The sequence below is a fragment of the Bacillus coahuilensis m4-4 genome, from assembly GCF_000171615.1.
Taxonomy (GTDB): domain Bacteria; phylum Bacillota; class Bacilli; order Bacillales; family Bacillaceae_K; genus Bacillus_T; species Bacillus_T coahuilensis.
Map to the genome: position 1 here is coordinate 36,154 of NZ_ABFU01000051.3, position 18,195 is coordinate 54,348.

At 37.8% G+C, this 18,195-nt stretch carries 14 protein-coding genes and 4 pseudogenes; 12 read left to right on the plus strand and 6 right to left on the minus strand.

All coding sequences use genetic code 11. The features are described from left to right. The 4 genes from ytpR (at nt 1) to murC (ending at nt 5,759) form a co-directional block, all read left to right on the plus strand. Nucleotides 1-603, plus strand: a complete 603-nt coding sequence (gene ytpR / locus M44_RS12865) for a YtpR family tRNA-binding protein (protein WP_010174237.1) — start codon at nt 1-3, stop codon at nt 601-603. 235 nt (nt 604-838) lie between these two features. Then, the gene (locus M44_RS25420) at nt 839-3,097 is read left to right on the plus strand and encodes a DNA translocase FtsK (RefSeq protein ID WP_155814965.1); all 2,259 of its coding nucleotides are present in this window, start codon (nt 839-841) and stop codon (nt 3,095-3,097) included. Between the two features lie 74 nt (nt 3,098-3,171). Next, entirely contained in the window at nt 3,172-4,239 is a 1,068-nt protein-coding gene (locus M44_RS12875; protein WP_029326878.1) for a nicotinate phosphoribosyltransferase, read from the plus strand. A 200-nt stretch (nt 4,240-4,439) separates the two neighbouring features. Continuing rightward, a complete protein-coding gene (gene murC / locus M44_RS12880; RefSeq protein ID WP_010174242.1) occupies nt 4,440-5,759 on the plus strand; it encodes a UDP-N-acetylmuramate--L-alanine ligase in 1,320 nt (439 codons plus the stop codon). A 148-nt stretch (nt 5,760-5,907) separates the two neighbouring features. On the opposite strand, the gene M44_RS12890 is transcribed toward murC, so the two are convergent. Further along, nucleotides 5,908-7,023 carry an aminopeptidase gene (locus M44_RS12890; RefSeq protein ID WP_010174244.1) on the minus strand — a complete coding sequence of 372 codons (1,116 nt, stop codon included), beginning with the start codon at nt 7,021-7,023 and terminating at the stop codon, nt 5,908-5,910. Nucleotides 7,024-7,230: 207 nt separating this feature from the next. Between M44_RS12890 and M44_RS12895 the strand changes: the two genes are divergently transcribed. From M44_RS12895 to ytxJ, 3 genes are all read left to right on the plus strand, one after another. Beyond that, nucleotides 7,231-7,755 carry a DUF948 domain-containing protein gene (locus tag M44_RS12895; RefSeq protein ID WP_010174245.1) on the plus strand — a complete coding sequence of 175 codons (525 nt, stop codon included), beginning with the start codon at nt 7,231-7,233 and terminating at the stop codon, nt 7,753-7,755. A gap of 26 nt (nt 7,756-7,781) precedes the next feature. After that, nucleotides 7,782-8,294, plus strand: coding sequence for a YtxH domain-containing protein (locus tag M44_RS25425; RefSeq protein WP_010174246.1), 513 nt, complete (start codon nt 7,782-7,784; stop codon nt 8,292-8,294). Nucleotides 8,295-8,587: 293 nt separating this feature from the next. Beyond that, nucleotides 8,588-8,899 (plus strand): bacillithiol system redox-active protein YtxJ, encoded by a 312-nt coding sequence (ytxJ, locus tag M44_RS12905; RefSeq protein ID WP_010174247.1) that lies wholly within the window; start codon nt 8,588-8,590, stop codon nt 8,897-8,899. Nucleotides 8,900-9,214: 315 nt separating this feature from the next. Here ytxJ and M44_RS29515 read toward each other — a convergent pair whose 3' ends face one another. Beyond that, nucleotides 9,215-10,237 (minus strand): hypothetical protein, encoded by a 1,023-nt coding sequence (locus M44_RS29515; RefSeq protein WP_337444106.1) that lies wholly within the window; start codon nt 10,235-10,237, stop codon nt 9,215-9,217. 43 nt (nt 10,238-10,280) lie between these two features. Further along, nucleotides 10,281-11,111, minus strand: coding sequence for a cell division protein FtsA (locus tag M44_RS29520; protein ID WP_337444107.1), 831 nt, complete (start codon nt 11,109-11,111; stop codon nt 10,281-10,283). Between the two features lie 262 nt (nt 11,112-11,373). On the opposite strand from M44_RS29520, the pseudogene M44_RS23075 reads away from it, so the two are divergent. The 5 genes and pseudogenes from M44_RS23075 to M44_RS23085 all read left to right on the plus strand — a co-directional run bounded on the left by M44_RS23075 (nt 11,374) and on the right by M44_RS23085 (nt 15,323). Continuing rightward, nucleotides 11,374-12,454, plus strand: a pseudogene (locus tag M44_RS23075) (bifunctional 3-deoxy-7-phosphoheptulonate synthase/chorismate mutase). A 258-nt stretch (nt 12,455-12,712) separates the two neighbouring features. Further along, nucleotides 12,713-13,707: pseudogene (gene ccpA / locus M44_RS23080) on the plus strand (catabolite control protein A). A 54-nt stretch (nt 13,708-13,761) separates the two neighbouring features. Further along, complete coding sequence (gene motP, locus M44_RS12935) at nt 13,762-14,586, plus strand: flagellar motor protein MotP (protein ID WP_010174259.1); 825 nt, start codon at nt 13,762-13,764, stop codon at nt 14,584-14,586. Further along, nucleotides 14,576-14,701 (plus strand): flagellar motor protein MotB, encoded by a 126-nt coding sequence (locus M44_RS29525; protein ID WP_010174261.1) that lies wholly within the window; start codon nt 14,576-14,578, stop codon nt 14,699-14,701. The genes motP and M44_RS29525 overlap by 11 nt, the downstream gene beginning before the upstream one ends. Next, complete coding sequence (locus tag M44_RS23085) at nt 14,688-15,323, plus strand: OmpA family protein (RefSeq protein ID WP_010174263.1); 636 nt, start codon at nt 14,688-14,690, stop codon at nt 15,321-15,323. Before M44_RS29525 ends, M44_RS23085 begins: the two co-directional genes overlap by 14 nt. Before the next feature lie 312 nt (nt 15,324-15,635). On the opposite strand, the pseudogene M44_RS23090 reads toward M44_RS23085, so the two are convergent. The 3 genes and pseudogenes from M44_RS23090 to M44_RS23095 form a co-directional block, all read right to left on the minus strand. Next, nucleotides 15,636-16,795 (minus strand): annotated as a pseudogene (locus M44_RS23090) (acetoin utilization protein AcuC). Then, nucleotides 16,788-17,438 (minus strand): acetoin utilization AcuB family protein, encoded by a 651-nt coding sequence (locus M44_RS12950; protein WP_010174267.1) that lies wholly within the window; start codon nt 17,436-17,438, stop codon nt 16,788-16,790. Before M44_RS12950 ends, M44_RS23090 begins: the two are co-directional and overlap by 8 nt. Nucleotides 17,439-17,468: 30 nt before the next feature. Next, nucleotides 17,469-18,105, minus strand: a pseudogene (locus M44_RS23095) (GNAT family N-acetyltransferase). Nucleotides 18,106-18,195: the final 90 nt, after the last annotated feature.

The window sequence follows — 18,195 nt, forward strand, 5'->3', positions numbered from 1 at the left end:
ATGAATGTATTTTATAACAAAGAAGGTATTGGTGATACATTAATTGTTTCGGTAAAGGATGCACCGAAAGATGTGATTCAACTTGAGAAGAAAAATGATGTGGCAAGAATTTTTGATGCTTCGACGAATGAAACAGTAGGATACAACGTATTCCATGCAAGCAAGTATATGACAGTTGTAGAGAATGGCCCAATTAAAATGGACGATAATCGATTGAAAGAAATCAATGCTGTCCTATTTCAAAATGGATTTGAAGAGGCTCTTGAAGCAGATTTTTCACCTAAATTTGTAGTCGGATATGTAGAGTCTAAAGAGAAGCATCCTGATGCTGATAAGTTAAATGTATGTTCAGTTAATGTGGGAGATAAAACATTACAAATAGTGTGCGGAGCTCCAAATGTAGATGCTGGGCAAAAAGTAGTTGTGGCAAAAGTCGGCGCCGTAATGCCAAGTGGCATGGTGATCAAAGATGCAGAGCTAAGAGGAGTAGCTTCAAGTGGAATGATTTGTTCTGCCAAAGAGCTTGACTTACCAAATGCTCCGAAAGAAAAAGGAATACTTGTATTGGAAGATACCTATACGGTTGGTGACAGTTTCTTTTAATAGGCTCATGTCCTTTATCCATTTTGGATAGAGGATTTTTTGTATATTTTCTACTGAATGCCACAGGACAACCAGTATCTGATACAATGAAGATTGAATCTATGAGAAAGAGTGATGTGAGTGAGCTGGATAAAAAAGCTGTTTAATCTTCCTACTGAACAACAAGATACCATCCATGAGCGTGAAGATAGAGAAACGATGCCAGCAAGGGAAACTAAAAGAAATTGAGACGAGAATGACCTATCAATACCCAAAAGGTCAGTTTAAATTTCCGCTTATACCTGACGGAAAAGATGAGAAAGCGATACGTAGCTATGACGAATCCGTTGAATTGAAAGTTGAAGAGGATAGAAGCGATAGAAGTAGAGAAGTTGAAGACGTCTATTCGAATCCAAATCGTTCTTCACTTCCTACACCTAAAAATAAAAGGCCCTTTAAACCGACCGAAATTCCTAGTCCCATTTATGGATTTCAAAAAAGGGAACAAGTTAACTTAATCCAAGCTGATTTTGATAAAGTATTATCATTTCCAACTCTTCTACATAACAAGAAAGAGCTGGTCGAACACCATACCAAGGAACAAGATTTTCAAGAGCTACCAGTAAGCGAAATCCCTGAGGAAACATCTTTTGTGGAATCACGTTTAGAATTAAAGGAAGACGTTCCAATAAAAGAAACTGAGCTAGTAAAAGCTGAGGAAGAGAAAGAAGTACCCCCTTGGATAACGGAAGAAGAGGAGCGGGAAGAACTACAAAAAGTACCTGCCCTAGCTATAACAGATGAGACATCGTCAGTAGAAGAGAATGAGCATAGGGAACAAGAAGAGAGTGCTGCTACCATTGAAGAACCTTCTACAAACACGAGAAGAGAACAACGAAGAAAAAGCAGACTCCCATTTAATGTGATTATGCTTAAACAAGATAAAGAAAAGGTTGCAAAAGCCCAAACACAAAACAGTAAGGAATCTAAGGATGTAACACAACCCTTCACTTTACAGGAACAGACAGCATTACCAGAATCCAAAATCATTGAATCCTCTTCAACAAATGTTTCACAAACACGAGTTGTGGAGAAAGTTGATTCTGGTTATAAAGCACCGAGTCTCTCACTTTTAACACCGCCTGTTCAAAGAATGGAAGAAGAAGAGTGGCTAGATGCACAGCAAGATTTATTAAATGAAACGCTAGCTAATTTTAACGTTAAGGCACATGTAATAAATGTAACTCAAGGACCATCTGTAACACGCTTTGAAGTTCAACCCGAGCCAGGAGTGAAAGTGAACAAAATCACAAATTTAAGTGATGATATTAAACTAAGTCTGGCAGCAAAAGACATTCGAATGGAAGCGCCCATTCCAGGCAAGAACGCGATAGGTATTGAGATTCCTAATCCCAAAAGCCGACCTGTATTTCTAAGTGAAATTATACAGCACCCTCGTTTCCAAGAGGCGGAATCCCCACTCTCCGTTGCTTTAGGATTGGACATATCAGGACAGCCTGTTGTGACAGATCTAAATAAAATGCCACATGGACTTATTGCAGGAGCTACTGGGTCTGGTAAAAGCGTGTGTATTAACTCCATTATTGTGAGTTTGCTGTATAAATCCTCACCACATGATGTGAAGTTATTAATGATTGATCCGAAAATGGTAGAACTGGCACCATACAATCACATACCCCATTTGGTAAGTCCTGTTATAACAGATGTAAAGGCAGCTACTGCTTCATTAAAGTGGGCAGTTGAGGAGATGGAGAGACGTTATGAGCTATTTGCCCATGCAGGTGTCAGAGATATATCTCGCTATAATAAGATTGCGATGGACAACAAACAATATAATCAAAAGCTTCCTTTCATCGTTATTATCATTGATGAGTTAGCAGACCTTATGATGATGAGCCCACAAGATGTCGAAGAGTCTATTTGTAGAATTGCACAAAAGGCGAGAGCATGTGGAATTCACTTGTTAGTTGCAACGCAGCGACCATCGGTAGATGTTATTACAGGGTTAATCAAAGCGAACGTTCCTACTAGAGTCGCTTTTTCAGTGTCCTCTCAAATCGATAGCCGAACGATTATCGATATGAGCGGAGCTGAGCGCTTATTAGGAAAGGGAGATATGCTATTCCTCGAAAATGGATCATCAAAATCAGTTAGACTACAAGGGACGTTTGTGACGGATGAGGAGATTGATCAAATCGTAGACCACGTTCGGAAGCAAGGAGAGCCTAACTATATCTTTAATCAAGAACAACTGATTCGAAAAGAAGCGACAATTGAAGAGGAAGATGAGCTCTTCTATGAGGCATGTGAATTTGTCGTGGGTCAAGGAGCAGCCTCTGCTTCAAGTCTTCAACGCCGCTTCAGAATCGGCTATAATAGAGCGGCTAGACTTGTAGAAATGATGGAAGAGCAAGGAATGATATCTGGAGCAAAAGGAAGCAAGCCTAGAGATGTATTAATATCTGAGGAACAGCTTGAAAAGCTTTACGAATAGATGTGGATGAACTACTTGTTGATTCAAAGGAGAAAATGGAATGAAAGAAATTAGAAAAAAAGCTTAGTGGTGAAATCAGTCGTTTAACGAATACGACCTTTAAATTTGATGATCGCGTAAAAGAAGGGTGGTTTTCGGCAGTCTATTTTCTTAAGACCAAAGAGATTGCTAAACGATTTAAACCAAATGCCGAAGTAACCATGCAATTTTTTCAAAAAAGTCACGCGGTATTATGCGGGACAGACGAAGCGATTGCCCTACTTCATACATTCTCAGATCATCCGGAAAATCTTGAGATTTTTTCGTTAAAGGATGGGGATAAGATTAGCCCATTTGAAACGGTGTTAACGATTAAAGGAAATTATCAAGATTTTGGTTACCTAGAAGGCATGATTGATGGGATTTTAGCAAGAAGAACGTCTGTTGCAACGAATGTATACAATGTAACAAAAGCGGCTGCCTTATCTGGTGTTCAAAAACCCGTTATCTTTATGGGGGACCGAGACGACCATTTTACTCAGCAGGCGGGAGACGGTTACGCTGCATTTATAGGCGGAGCAACAGCACAAGCGACTCACGCCATGAACGAGTGGTGGGGAAAGCAAGGGATGGGAACCATGCCTCATGCGTTGATTCAATTGTTTGACGGGGATATCGTGGCTGCGACAGAAGCTTATCATGATACATTTCCAAACGATGAACTAATCTCTTTAGTGGATTATAATAACGATGTTATTACCGATTCGTTAAAAGTAGCAAGAGTGTTTGGTGAAAAACTAAAAGGTGTCCGCGTCGATACATCGCGTACAATGATCGATAAATACTTCCTTCGCAATCAACATATACTTGGTACGTTTGATCCTCGTGGTGTTAACGCTGAACTCATTTTTGCTTTACGTAAAGCATTAGATGAAGAGGGCTATAGTCATGTGAAAATAGTTGTGTCAGGTGGGTTTAGCGAAAAGAGAATTGAGGAATTTGAAAAGAATGGAGTACCTGTTGATGTGTACGGTGTAGGTGGTAGTCTCCTTAAGATCAATATTGGATTTACTGGTGACAATGTATTAATCGATGGTCATGATGAGGCAAAAGCTGGTAGAAAATACCGACCGAACCCACGACTTAGAAAAAGTAGAGAGTAGAAAGTAATTTTTACAATTTACCTACAATACGTATAAGTTAGTATCGTATAGTATGTAGAGGAACACATCAAATGTGCAGGTAGCATAAAACATGTTATAATGTAACATTAAGAAGGACTGACTATCTGATCTGTAAGTGAGCAATTTCTAGGAATGTTCATATAATGCTTAGCAGATAGACATTAGTGGAGGTTCAATTTATGACAGTTTACCATTTTGTAGGAATAAAAGGCTCCGGTATGAGTGCGCTTGCCCAGATCCTACATGATATGAAGGTTGAAGTGCAGGGATCTGACGTGGAGAAATATTTCTTTACACAAAAAAATCTTGAAGAGTCAGGGATTACAATTCTTCCATTTAATGCAGATAATATTAAAGAAGGATTAACGGTCATAGCAGGAAATGCGTTTAGCGATAATCATGAGGAAATAGAAAGAGCAAAAGAACTGGGTTTACCCGTTATCAGATATCATAAGTTTTTGGGCGAATTTATGAAGAAATTTACGAGTGTGGCCGTAACAGGTGCGCACGGTAAAACATCTACTACAGGGTTATTGGCCCACGTTATTTCAGGAGATAAACCAACATCGTATTTAATCGGTGACGGTACAGGAAAAGGGACTGAAGATTCCCAGTACTTCGTTTTTGAAGCGTGCGAATATAGACGTCATTTCTTATCGTATCACCCAGATTATGCGATTATGACGAATATTGATTTTGATCATCCAGACTATTTTGCAGATGTAGAAGATGTTTTTTCAGCCTTTCAAGAAATGGCGTTACAAGTGAATAAAGGAATTATTGCTTGTGGAGACGATGAGCATTTACAAAGCATTCAAACAAAAGTTCCAGTTGTGTTCTATGGTTTCGGTGAAGAAAATGATTTCCAAGCTAGAAATATAACAGTAGATGAAAATGGAACGACTTTTGATGTTTTTGTAAGAAATACATTTTATGCATCTTTTACCATTTCAACATATGGTAAGCACAATGTACTCAACGCACTAGGTGTCATTGCATTATGTCATTATGAAAACATTGACACAGCAGTGGTTCAAGAGAGATTACGAACACATAAAGGTGTGAAACGTCGCTTCACAGAAAAAGTGAAGGGCAGCCAAGTTATCATTGATGATTATGCTCATCATCCAACAGAAATCAACGCTACGATTGATTCTGCAAGACAAAAATATCCTAATAGAGAAATTGTGTTTGTATTCCAACCACACACATTTACTCGTACCCAAGCATTCTTAACAGATTTTGCTGACAGCTTACGGAAAGCCGACAAAGTCTATTTATGTGATATATTTGGCTCTGCTCGTGAAAATCATGGCAAACTGTCAATTGCAAATCTCCAAGAGAAAATTGAAGGGGCCGACACGATTACAGCAGAAGACACTTCTGCTTTGTTACATCATAAAGACGCTGTCGTTATTTTTATGGGAGCGGGAGATGTACAAAAGTATCAAGAAGCCTATGAGCAGTTAGTAGACGAAAAAACAGGTGTTACTGAATAAAATTAAACCCCCTTTCCTGAAGAATGGAAGGGGGATTTTTCTTAACTTTGTTTATTTATATAGCTTGTTTAAAACTCTAGATGCTGATGAAACGTTCTACACAAACACAACGTGGAAGCTGAAGCTTTTTACGAACTTCAACCTGAAATTATTTTAAATTTTCTGGGTTTAATCCTTCTAGCTTCTCAATGACAAACCGACCATCTTTACGAATTAACTTACCATCAAAGTAAATTTCGCCCCCACCATATTCAGGTCTTTGTATAGCAACAAGATCCCAATGAATATTGCTATGGTTATCATTAAATGCATCATCATAGCATTGGCCAGGAGTGAAATGGAAGCTTCCATCAATTTTCTCATCAAATAAAATATCTTGCATCGGGTGAAGGATATAAGGATTCACACCAATTGCGAATTCTCCTACGTAACGAGCACCTTCGTCTGTGTTAAAGATTTCGTTTATTCTCTCTGTATCATTTGCAATGGCTTCTACAATTTTTCCGTTTTCGAATGTCAATTGAACATTTTCAAACGTAAATCCGTGATATGGAGACGGCGTATTATACGTAATAGTACCATTCACTGAATCTTTAACAGGAGCAGAATATACTTCTCCGTCTGGAATATTTAATCGACCTGCACACTTAACTGCCGGAATACCCTTAATAGAAAACGATAAATCTGTTCCAGGTCCTTTAATTTGAACTTGATCCGTGTTATTCATTAACTCTACTAACGCATCCATCGCTCTGTCCATTTTACTATAATCTAAGTTGCATACATTGAAATAAAAGTCTTCAAAGCCTTCAAGACTCATTTTGGCTAATTGAGCCATAGAAGGTGTAGGGTATCGAAGCACTACCCATTTCGTTTTAGGTACTCGAATATCGCGATGTACTTTCTTCATAATAGTGGCACCATGAATGGCATTTTTTTCTGCAGGAACATCTGACTGTTCATTAATATTATCTCCTGCTCGCAGTCCAATGTATGCGTCCATATCTTTCATTACGTTTGCTTCATAGTCTGCCATAAATCCATATTGTTCTTCTGATGCCCCCATTAATAGTGCTCTATCTACAGAATGGTCCTTAATGGATACAAAAGGAAGACCTCCAACAGCATAAGCTTCTTTGACAAGAGCTGTAACGAGTTCTTTTTGTAAACCAAAATTTTCAATTAATACTTTTTCTCCTGGTTGAAGTTGGCAAGAATATTGAATTAAATTTTTTGCAAGTTGTTGAATACGTGGATCCTTCACTAGATTACCCCCATTAAATTATGTAAGTTACACCACTAGTTTACCCGAGTTGCAGCATAATGTGAATTATATTAGACAAAGCAACTAACTTATCGTACGATTAATCGTAATTAAATAAAGGGTTTCTAAATTATTTAGAGAAGTAATGTAGGTAAGTTTAGTAAATCCTATTAAGGGTAAAGAATTAAACTATAGGAGGTGCTGTAAATGGAAATTATTTTATACTTAAGTGCAGCGGTGGCGGCGATTGCTTTTCTAATTTTAGTCATTTTCTTAGCAAAAACCTTAACATCCTTACAGGAAACATTAAAGAGTGTTTCAACGACATTAACAGGATTAGAAGGACAGCTACAAGGGATTACGAAAGAATCAACAGAACTCTTACATAAAACAAATGGATTAGCAGAAGACATTCAGAAAAAATCGGATGACTTAAACAGTGTCGTTTTTGCAATCAAGGATGTAGGACGTTCTATTCAAGAATTTAATAGCAGTATTCGAAAAGTATCTAGCACGGTATCTACAGGTATTGACGAGAACAAAGAAAAGATTTCTCAAGTAGTGCAATGGGGAAATGTATTAATGGAATTAAAGGATAAGTGGCAGCTTAGAAAAGTAAAGCAAGAGTCTGCTGCTGAAGAAGTTTATGAAGAAAGAAATGAAAAGTGCGTAAGGGCCGAATTCATCGGTCTTTATAAAAGGCTTATTAAGTTCAAGTCTTTATATAAGTGAACACTAAACTTGGGAGGATGAGAGAGATGGAAGAACAAAGAAAATTACCTCAACCAGAACAACCATTGGATGGTGTAGCAACTTTAGAAGATACAAAACAAGATACAGCAGGTAGAGATTTTGTACTAGGAGCTGTATTAGGTGGTTTAGTTGGAGCGGCTACCGCATTATTCCTTGCACCAAAGCCAGGTAAGGAATTAAGAGAAGACATGAATAGTCAAGCGTCTAATCTTAAGGTGAAAGCGACAGAATGGAAGGAAACCGCTGTAACAAAGGGGTCTTCCATTGTAGAGGCAACAAAAGATAAAACCGCTTCTCTACAAACCTCTATTCAAGGAATTAGAGATCGTGTGGCTTCTTCTAATACTAATGATGAGGTAGAGGAAGTAGAATCTTTAGAGCCTACAAAAGGTTCTTATGAGCCTCATGATGAAAAGGCTGAAAACGAAGCTAAACTTCATCAAGTAAATGAAGGACAAGACGAAGAAGTATATCTAAAAGCCGTCAATCAATATGATGGATCTGAAACGAATGTATAAATAAGGAAGGTGCACCCATGGTTAGACTATTCTAGCTGTGGGTGCACCTTTTTTGTTGCATATGGAGCTAGAATATAGTTTATGAGACAGCCTAGCTTCGTTTTGGAAGGTAAGAAAAAGGGGTGGGTTTAATCGCATGAAATAGCGCATGCTTATAGTGCATATATTATATGACAAGTGAGTGAATAATCAATTTGAAGCTTTGCAAACCTGCATCTTTAGCAAGCATAGTCTTGGCATATTCTCCTAAATTTTCGGTATGATATAGGGGAAGATGTAAGGAGGGAATCAATTTGAAAAAAATACATTCAATCAATGATTTTGAATCATTATTACAATCAGAAGATAGGTTTTTCTTTTTAAAGCATAGCTTAACTTGCCCAATTAGTGGGAAGGCATTTGATGAATACTCTTCATTTATTAACAGTAGTGCTGAAAATGGCTATTATTTAGCTGTTCAGGATTCTCGTGAATTATCTGGATATATTGCGAAAAAGTTTGCTATACGCCACGAGTCACCTCAAGCATTTTTATTTATTGATGGTAAACCGTCATGGAATGTCTCTCATTTTAAAATCACTGAAAAAGCGTTAAAAGCACTCTAAACGCAAGAAAGCAATCCCACTGCTGAGTAGGATTGCTTTTTTATTGGTTATTTAAGATTTTTAGACGACGGTTGAAAGTTAATTTCTAGCGTGTCACCCGTTTCAATAGGTTCATCAAAAGCAGAAGGCTGCCCGTTACGTAGTAATTGATAATTACCAACAGAATGCTTAGGTATGTCAACATCTGCTTTTGTAAAGATATCTTGAAATATGAAAGGCGTAGCTTCTTTATACGTTAAGCGAATTTCATCACCAGATTTTAGAACAGAGTCAGCCGTTAACTTCTCACCGTTCCTAAAAGCGGAGACCGTTTCCTTAGATAATGAAAGGGGTGCCCCTTGAAAAAAGACTTGAATTTTGTTTTTCTAATGAAAGTTGTTTACGTATGGCGATCTTACCCCAACTAGGAATTTCAGCTTCTTCAAATGTGATTTTGTCATTGGGCTGCAATTTATGAGACGGACGTACCATCTTTCCGTTCACTAATAATTTACCTGTGAGAGGAGGGAAGAAAATTTCTTTTCCCTCTAACGTTATATAAAATGGCTTCATTTTCTGTAACCAATGCTCTAAGCGATTGGAACGAAGAACATGCTCTACAGTAAATTCATTGGACAAGGTGAGGCGATCTCCATCAAATAACCCGTCTGATGGTTTTGCTTGCTTTCCGTTCTTTTCAATAAACGTATCAAGAAAAACCTTTTTCTTGTCGACGAATACAGTGAAAGAAGGAACAGAATCCATGAAATCTTGAATGGTAACCTTGGCGGGGAGACCATCCTTTCCTTTGACAACTGTAATACGATCTTCGTTTGTTATAGGGTCATCTAAAGAACAAGGTTGACCATTTTTTGTGAATTCAGGCGGTTCACCGTGATATCCTGGAACCGTGATGGCTTGCTGATTTACTGTAAGAACAAGACCCAATCCAGGTTTTCCATACATTTTATTAAACTGTAATCCTGCTGCCAATAAACTATCACCAACAGTGAGCGATTTGACTTCAAACAGTCTAATAGGTTGCTCGTTTACATAGGTGGTCATGTACTGAACAGGAGATTGTTTAGCGGCTATAGCAATACCAATCGGGGTAACAAGTTCAGGACCAAAGTAATCCGTATCATGAAGTTTAATATTTTGTATCGCATCAATTCCTCTGATGGCTACACGGTTTTCAGGTAGACCTAGATTTTCAGCTACCACTTTTGGTAAGTTAGGAGTTAAACTACCACCTCCAACTAGCATGACGGCTTTTGGTGGCTTCTGGTTATTTAGACGCTTCAGTTCATTGGTGATTTCTTCACCTAATCTATCGATGCTGTAGCTAATTTTTTCCACTGCGTCTTCTTTCGTTACTTCTGATTGGAACCCTAGAATATCTTCAATAGAGATACTGCCATTTGCAATAAGTTCTTTTTTTGTCTTTTTCAGCTAATGGGAAATCTAATAAAAATTGATCACTAAGTGCTTCTGTTATTTCATCACCAGCTACTGGCACCATTCCATAGGCTATGACAGTACCTGCGTCTGTGATAGCAATGTCAGATGTACCTGCTCCTATATCCACTAATGCTACATTTAATCGTCTCATAGAAGGAGGGATTAATACATTAATAGCGGCAATAGGCTCTAGAGTTAGTGCCTCCATTTCTAGGTCAGCACGTTTTAGTGCGGAGATCAGTGACTCCACCACTACTCTTGGTAGAAATGTAGCAATGATGTCTACAGATGCTTCATTTCCTTGTTGATCTATTAAGTTTCCAATATCTTCTCCGTCTAATCGATAATAAAGAACAGAATATCCTACACAGTAATAATGGTGACTCTTACTTTCCTGAGCCTGTTCTGCTGCAGTACTCTGGGCTTGTTGAACTGCACTTAATTCAAGATGAAGAACATCTTCTTTTGTTAACTCCGGCTTCCCTTTAATGGGCAAAACGGCACTTGCACTTTCTGTTTTTAATGCACGCCCAGCTGCAGCCACGCATACTCTTTTAAGAGACCCATGTTTTCTTTCAAGCTGCATTTTTACATCTTGAATGACTTCACTCACGGCAACTACATCATGAATTTGTCCATCCAACATAGCTCGCTCTTTATGTTCAATGGATAAGACGTCAATGACTTCGTATTTACCTTCTAGCTCTTGAAGGATAATACCGACAACTGAACGAGTTCCTATGTCGAGAGCGAATATTTTAGATTGTTCCATTAGAAACACCTACTTTAATTTTTGTATGGTATTTTACTTTAACGCTTAAAAGCGTTTAAGAATTAAAATATTTTTCGTGACTTTTCTAATTTTTTTCTACTATAATGACCGTAATATAGTTTAAAGCTATCATAAAATTAGAAAAGAAAAAATAGAACATCTTGAAATAATTTCACACATAGGGCTTTCTATGGCGATACTATTTCAAACGATATACTTAAGTATATTACGTAGTTTCATTTTAATGAAGGAAGGTGCAAAAATGAGCCATAATGAATTAGATATTTTACGAGAAAAAGTGGATACTTTGAACTTGCAGTTATTGGAACTCATAAATGAGCGAGCAAAGGCTGCCCAAGAGATTGGAAAAATTAAAAGAAAAACAAGGTATGTACCGTTTTGATCCTGTTAGAGAACGAGAAATGCTGAACCAAATTATTGAAAACAATAAGGGACCCTTTGAACATTCCACAATTGAGCACATTTTTAAAGAAATCTTTAAAGCAAACCTTGAATTACAACAAGATGATCACCGAAAAGCGCTTCTTGTTTCAAGAAAGAAAAAGCCTGAGGATACCGTTGTTTCCATAAATGGTGAGAATATTGGTGATGGTACACCTAGCTTTATATTTGGGCCATGTGCCGTTGAATCATATGAACAAGTAGCAGCTGTTGCAGAATCCGTAAAAGCAAAAGGTTTAAAGCTTTTACGTGGTGGAGCGTTTAAGCCTCGTACATCGCCATATGATTTCCAAGGATTAGGGCTTGAAGGGCTTAAAATCCTAAAGAAAGTGGCCGATGAGTATAATCTTGCAGTAGTAAGTGAAATTGTTAACCCAGCGGATATTGAAAAAGCATTAGATTACATTGATGTGATTCAAATTGGTGCACGAAATATGCAAAACTTTGAATTACTAAAAGCTGCTGGTGCTGTGAATAAACCTGTTTTATTAAAACGTGGATTAGCTGCTACGATAAGCGAATTCATCAATGCTGCTGAATACATTATTTCTCAAGGGAATGGGCAAATCATTCTTTGTGAGCGTGGTATTCGTACGTATGAAAAAGCAACGCGTAATACGCTAGATATCTCAGCTGTTCCTATCCTAAAACAAGAAACTCACTTACCGGTATTTGTTGACGTAACTCATTCCACAGGTCGTAGAGACTTACTATTACCTACAGCGAAAGCTGCTTTAGCAGTAGGGGCTGATGGGGTGATGGCAGAGGTTCACCCAGACCCGGCTGTTGCATTATCAGATTCTGCTCAACAAATGAACATTGATCAGTTTGATACATTCTTTGAAGAAATAAAAAAAGGGTTATTTATTTCATCTAAATAATGAAGAGTAAAGGGGAGGCTTAATTTAAGCCTCCTTTTTCAATACTTAAAATATTGGAAGATTCTCAAAAAACAGGGCATCGATCAATTTATAAAGTTTTTGTCAATATTAATCGAATATAATTGAAGTTCTTTCTTGTCTAAAGTATGATAATAAGCGCAAAATATTGATATTCTTAGTTGTAAGCGTTTCTTAAATAATGAAGAATAGTGTAATATATGTAGTAACATGTGTTTAAGTAGAAGGAGTGTAAGATGAATGAACGTAACTATTTATGATGTAGCGAGAGAGGCAAACGTTTCCATGGCGACGGTCTCCCGTGTTGTGAACGGAAACCCAAATGTGAAACCTCAAACAAGGAAAAAAGTATTAGAGGTCATTGACCGATTAGGATATAGACCAAATGCTGTAGCACGAGGACTTGCGAGTAAGAAAACCACAACGGTAGGTGTCATTATTCCGGATATCTCCAACATCTTTTTTGCTGAGTTAGCACGTGGTATCGAAGATATTGCGACGATGTATAAATATAACATCATTTTAAGTAACTCTGATCAAAAATAAAAAATAAAAGAATTGCACCTATTAAATACAATGCTTGGAAAGCAAGTGGACGGGATTGTATTTATGGGAGGAGATATTACAGATGAACATGTAGCGGAGTTTAAACGATCTCCTGTGCCAATTGTGTTAGCAGGATCTGTTGAGGAGTCTAAAGAAATTCCGTCCGTTAACATTGATTATAAACAAGCTGCTTATGATGCGGTGACTGATATTGTTGAAAAGGCCACAAAAATGTAGCATTTGTTAGTGGTCCTTTACATGATACGATTAGCAAGCTAAAGCTAGATGGATATAAAGAAGCACTAGAAAAACTAGGTGTTCCATATCAAGAGGATTTAGTGGTTGAAGGGGACTACACGTATGATAGTGGCATGGAAGCTTTTGACCGTTTAAAAGAGGGTGATCCTCCATCAGCGATTCTAGTAGGAAATGATGAAATGGCTTTAGGTGTCGTACATGCTGCACAAGATGCTGGAATGTCTATTCCAGATTCAATTGAAGTGGTAAGTTTTGACAACACCCGACTTGCTCTTATGGTAAGACCACAGCTTTCTAGTGTGGTTCAGCCCCTTTATGATATTGGTGCAGTTGCGATGAGATTGTTAACAAAATTAATGAATAAAGAGAATGTAGAAGAGAACACTGTAGTACTTCCGCACCGAATTGAAAAGCGTGGCTCAACAAAATAAAAGTTATGTCGATACAATAGGTAGATAACTTTTATAGAGCTAGGGAGAGAAACGATGAAAAAGCTGGACATTTTTACCCCCGTTGGCATTGTAGTAGGATTCGGATTTATTGCATTTGGTATCATTTCAAATAGTGGGATTGGAGGATTTACATCCTTTATTGATGTTCCCTCCATCCTCGTCGTATTTGGGGGATTAACGGCTGCCATGTTAGTTAGCTTTTCACTAAGGGAGCTTAAATCCTTGTTTACTATTATGAGAGAAGGATTTCGTACCGAAGAGTTTGACATTCGTGGATTAATTTCTACTTTTGTCACACTATCTGAAAGAGCACGTAGAGAAGGTCTACTAGCGTTAGAGGCAGAGCTTGAAAAAGTAGACGATCCTTTTATTAAAAAAGGCGTACTTCTTGCCGTCGATGGTATTGAACCAGATGTTATTGTAGACATTATGAACGCGGAACTTACAGCACTTGAAGATCGCCACAGAGGGGGCCGTGACCTACTTGATAAGGCTGGGGAATATGCACCTGCGTGGGGGATGATTGGAACGTTAATTGGACTTGTTCTCATGCTAAAAAACTTGAATGACCCAACTACATTAGGGCCAAATATGGCTATCGCTTTATTAACAACATTTTACGGGTCATTACTTTCAAACTTAGTCTTTATCCCCCTATCGGGTAAACTAGCCGTTCGAACAAAAAAAGAGATATTCTATAAGCAAATCATTATAGAAGGTGTTATAGGAGTTCAATCTGGTCAGAATCCAAAGCTATTAGAGGAAAAGTTAAGTGTATTCCTTTCAAAAACAGATCGTGAAAAAGAGCAACAAAAAGTGGAGGCTGACGGTCAGGAGGCTGTCTTAAATGAGGCGTGATCGAAGACCTGAACCACCAGAAAAAGGTGCTCCTAAATGGATGGTTACATTTTCTGACCTTGTAACGTTAATCTTAGTTATTTTTTATTCTACTATTCTCTATGTCTCAAATTGATATTGTAAAGTTTAAAGCTATTGCGGAATCGTTTAGTCAGCGACAAATCTTAGAGTTTTATCCTTCTATCATTGAATTTGAGAATCCGTCTGCTTCACCAGAAGTAGAAAAAGAAGATGATATGGTTCAAAAAGAACTAGAAGACAATGATGCACCTCCCAACACGGATGCGGGTGAGCCTCAAACAAAAGAAGAGTTGGATCAATTACTGGATGAGATTCAACAATATTTAGATGAAAACAAATTAAATGATGTAGCCGTTGCTTCTCGTACAGAAAGAGGAGTGGTGCTTGTTCTTCAAGAGCAAGTATTATTCCAATCTGGAAATGCGGTCATCATCTCTGATGCTTATCCGTTTCTGGACAAAGTAGCAGAATTATTGTCTTCTATTCCGAACATGATTAAAATAGAGGGACATACGGATAATCGACCCATTTCAACCAGTGTGTTTCCTTCTAACTGGGAGCTCTCAGCAGCTCGTTCAAGTGGGGTAATTCGCTACTTTATTAGTAATCACCAATTAGATCCAACGAGATTTATTGCTGTTGGGTATGGAGATACAAGGCCATTAGCTCCTAACGATTCAGCAGAGAACTTACAGAAAACCGACGAGTTGAAATGATTATTTTAGATCCTAGTTATGAAAATGTGGATTAACAGCAAGAAGCTTAGGCTTCTTGCTGTTTTTGTCTAGTACAAAGATAAGGCAGGGTATATAACTCTGCTAAACCCGATTAATGACATGAGATTTCGATATAAAATCGGCTATCGTATAGTTCAAGTCTACTTGCAAAATCATCCGAACGTCCGTATTGAGGAATGGTCAGGACTTCTACCTAAGGATATTATTTTAGGCAGTGATTATAGGGATATATATCAAGAGTTATACGGTATAGAAGAGTAATAGAATAGGCTGTCCAATTGGACAGCCTATTTAGTTACGCTCTTGTCTTAAAGGATATAATAATTTCTGTACAATGTGTTCATTTTTTTCTTCAATTTCAGCCTTTCTAGGAATAGGCTGATACATACCATCTGGGTCTGACCACGTCGTTGGTAGGGGAACAGGGGACGCATTTTGCCACTTGTCTATCCATGTTAAGGGCAATTCATTAGATGAAAGTGTTTGCTCTGTCATCTCTAACCAAATTAGTGACCAGGCTCTCGGTACGACACGCCAAATATCGTATCCACCCCCCCCCAACCCGCTATCCACTTACCGTCACAATATTCATGTGCTAATTCATGAGCTAGCTTAGGGATTTCTTTATAAATATTCATGGTACATGCAAGGTGAGTTAGAGGATCATGGAAATGAGCATCTGCACCGTTTTGAGTAAGAATAACATCGGGTTTAAAAAAGTGTGTTACTTCCCTGAGTGCTGTCTCATAACTTTTTAAAAAGGAGTCATCTTCTGTAAAGGCATCCAGTGGAATGTTAAACGTATATCCATAACCTTTTCCACTTCCTCTTTCCGTGATTTGACCAGTACCTGGAAATAAATATCGACCTGTTTCATGAATGGAAAAGGTGCAAACAGATGGATCATCATAGAATGACCACTGAACACCGTCCCCGTGATGAGCATCTGTATCCACATATAACACTTTGGCACCATATTTCTGTTGTATATATTTAATGGCTACGGAGCTATCATTATATATACAAAATCCTGAAGCTTTCCCTCTAAATCCGTGATGAAGTCCCCCCCCTAAATGTAGAGCATGGTTCTTTCGTCCAGACATGACCTCATCTACAGCTGTTAGCGTACCACCTACTAGTAACGAACTAGCATCATGCATTCCAGGAAATATGGGTGTATCGTCTGTACCAATTCCATAACCTTCCCATTTTTCCTGGGTTAAAATCCCAAGTCCAGCTTGTTTTACCGCCTCAATGAACGATCGTTCATGATTTAATGCCAATTCTGATTCTGTTGCTATCCTCGGCTCTATTATGTGTTCATCTGATAAAGCACCTATTTCACGAAGTAGACTGACTGTGTGTAATAATCTTTGCTGATTAAATGGGTGATTTTTCGAAAATCGATAGTTTAGTAGTTTTTCTGAGAAGATAAAAGAACTATCACTCATAAAAACCACCTAGAGCATGTGGCCAAATAACATCTAAATTAGCATCTTGAAATGCTTGAATAACTGCCATTGGATTCATTGTGCCAATGCGAAGTACGATAATTTTAAACTGCTCATCTTTAGGATAAGGGTACACAAGAACACTATGTATGTTGACATGAAAATTCTTCAACACAGAGGTCACTTCATGTAACATCCCTGCTTTATTTGGAACTTTTACTTCTATGTGTGAACCAGGTTGATGAGCTCCTGTTAACTTAATAAGAGTATATAAGGCATCTTTCGCGGTAATCATTCCAATTAATTTTTGATCTTTCACAATGGGTAGACAACCGATTTGATAATCGTAAAAAAGCGCAGCAGCTTCTTCAATTAAATCTAATGGGTGACCATAAATGACATCTTCAATCATGATGAGTTTCACTGGTTTTTGTAACTCTTCATCAGACGAGGTAGCGCTTAAAATGGAAGGTGCTGCATCCTTTAAATCACGGTCACTGACAATGCCTATGACTTCATTTTGATCATTAATGACGGGCAAATGTCGAATTTTTTTCTCGTTCATTAATCGAATAGCATGTTGAATGGTATCCCATTCATATAATACTGCTACATCCTTGTTCATGATCTCTTCGACTAACATGTCTATCCATCCCCTTTGTTTAGACTATCGTTAATACATAAATCGATTCATAAATCGTAGTCGATCAAATCTTTCAATTGATTCAGGCTGTATTCTTTTTCCGATACGGGCCATTAAACAATTGGCCGGGTGAGAGCTAATCTCTGGATCGTCCGTTGCATACCATTCTAATCCACCTGCATTCATCATTTTTTCCATGATTTTGCGGTACTCCCATACGTTCAATCCCGTTCCTTTTAAATCCCAATGCCAATAGTATTCTGTTGTAATAATGATATAGTCTTCCATTGCATGATCCATCATGGATACTTGTAGCAATGATTTTCCAATGGAACAGCCACGATAATGTGGAATGACTTCAATGGCTCCTAATTCAATTAAATTTTCCATTTTACCTTGAGACCAACGCTCAAGTGGGTCGGGATACAGGTAAGTAACATAGCCTACGACTGTATTTTGTCTATCTCTTGCTACAATAATTCTTCCTTCGGGTAATCCCGCAATTTCTATTAAAGCTTTATGCTGTTTATTTGCTATTCTAAAAGATGTTAAATCTTCATGAAAATCATAGGACGCTAGCTTTTCTGAAGTAATGGGTCCTTCGATGACAATCGTTACCTTTTTTTGTTTTCAATTCCTTCGCATTATACGTTTTAGTATGAATCACAACTTCACCACCTAAACTAGATCGTTATTTTTATTATACAGGATAATGAAAAAAGTAAAGCGTTTTCAACTAACTTTCATAGAAGAAATA

Bases quoted from the DNA above. Each gene is read 5' to 3' on its own strand.
- ytpR (WP_010174237.1), top strand. From the start codon at position 1: ATGAATGTATTTTATAACAAAGAAGGTATTGGTGATACATTAATTGTT.
- M44_RS25420 (WP_155814965.1), top strand. From the start codon at position 839: ATGACCTATCAATACCCAAAAGGTCAGTTTAAATTTCCGCTTATACCT.
- murC (WP_010174242.1), top strand. From the start codon at position 4,440: ATGACAGTTTACCATTTTGTAGGAATAAAAGGCTCCGGTATGAGTGCG.
- M44_RS12895 (WP_010174245.1), top strand. From the start codon at position 7,231: ATGGAAATTATTTTATACTTAAGTGCAGCGGTGGCGGCGATTGCTTTT.
- M44_RS25425 (WP_010174246.1), top strand. From the start codon at position 7,782: ATGGAAGAACAAAGAAAATTACCTCAACCAGAACAACCATTGGATGGT.
- M44_RS29520 (WP_337444107.1), bottom strand. From the start codon at position 11,111: ATGGAACAATCTAAAATATTCGCTCTCGACATAGGAACTCGTTCAGTT.
- motP (WP_010174259.1), top strand. From the start codon at position 13,762: ATGAAAAAGCTGGACATTTTTACCCCCGTTGGCATTGTAGTAGGATTC.
- M44_RS29525 (WP_010174261.1), top strand. From the start codon at position 14,576: ATGAGGCGTGATCGAAGACCTGAACCACCAGAAAAAGGTGCTCCTAAA.
- M44_RS23085 (WP_010174263.1), top strand. From the start codon at position 14,688: ATGTCTCAAATTGATATTGTAAAGTTTAAAGCTATTGCGGAATCGTTT.
- M44_RS12950 (WP_010174267.1), bottom strand. From the start codon at position 17,438: ATGTTAGTCGAAGAGATCATGAACAAGGATGTAGCAGTATTATATGAA.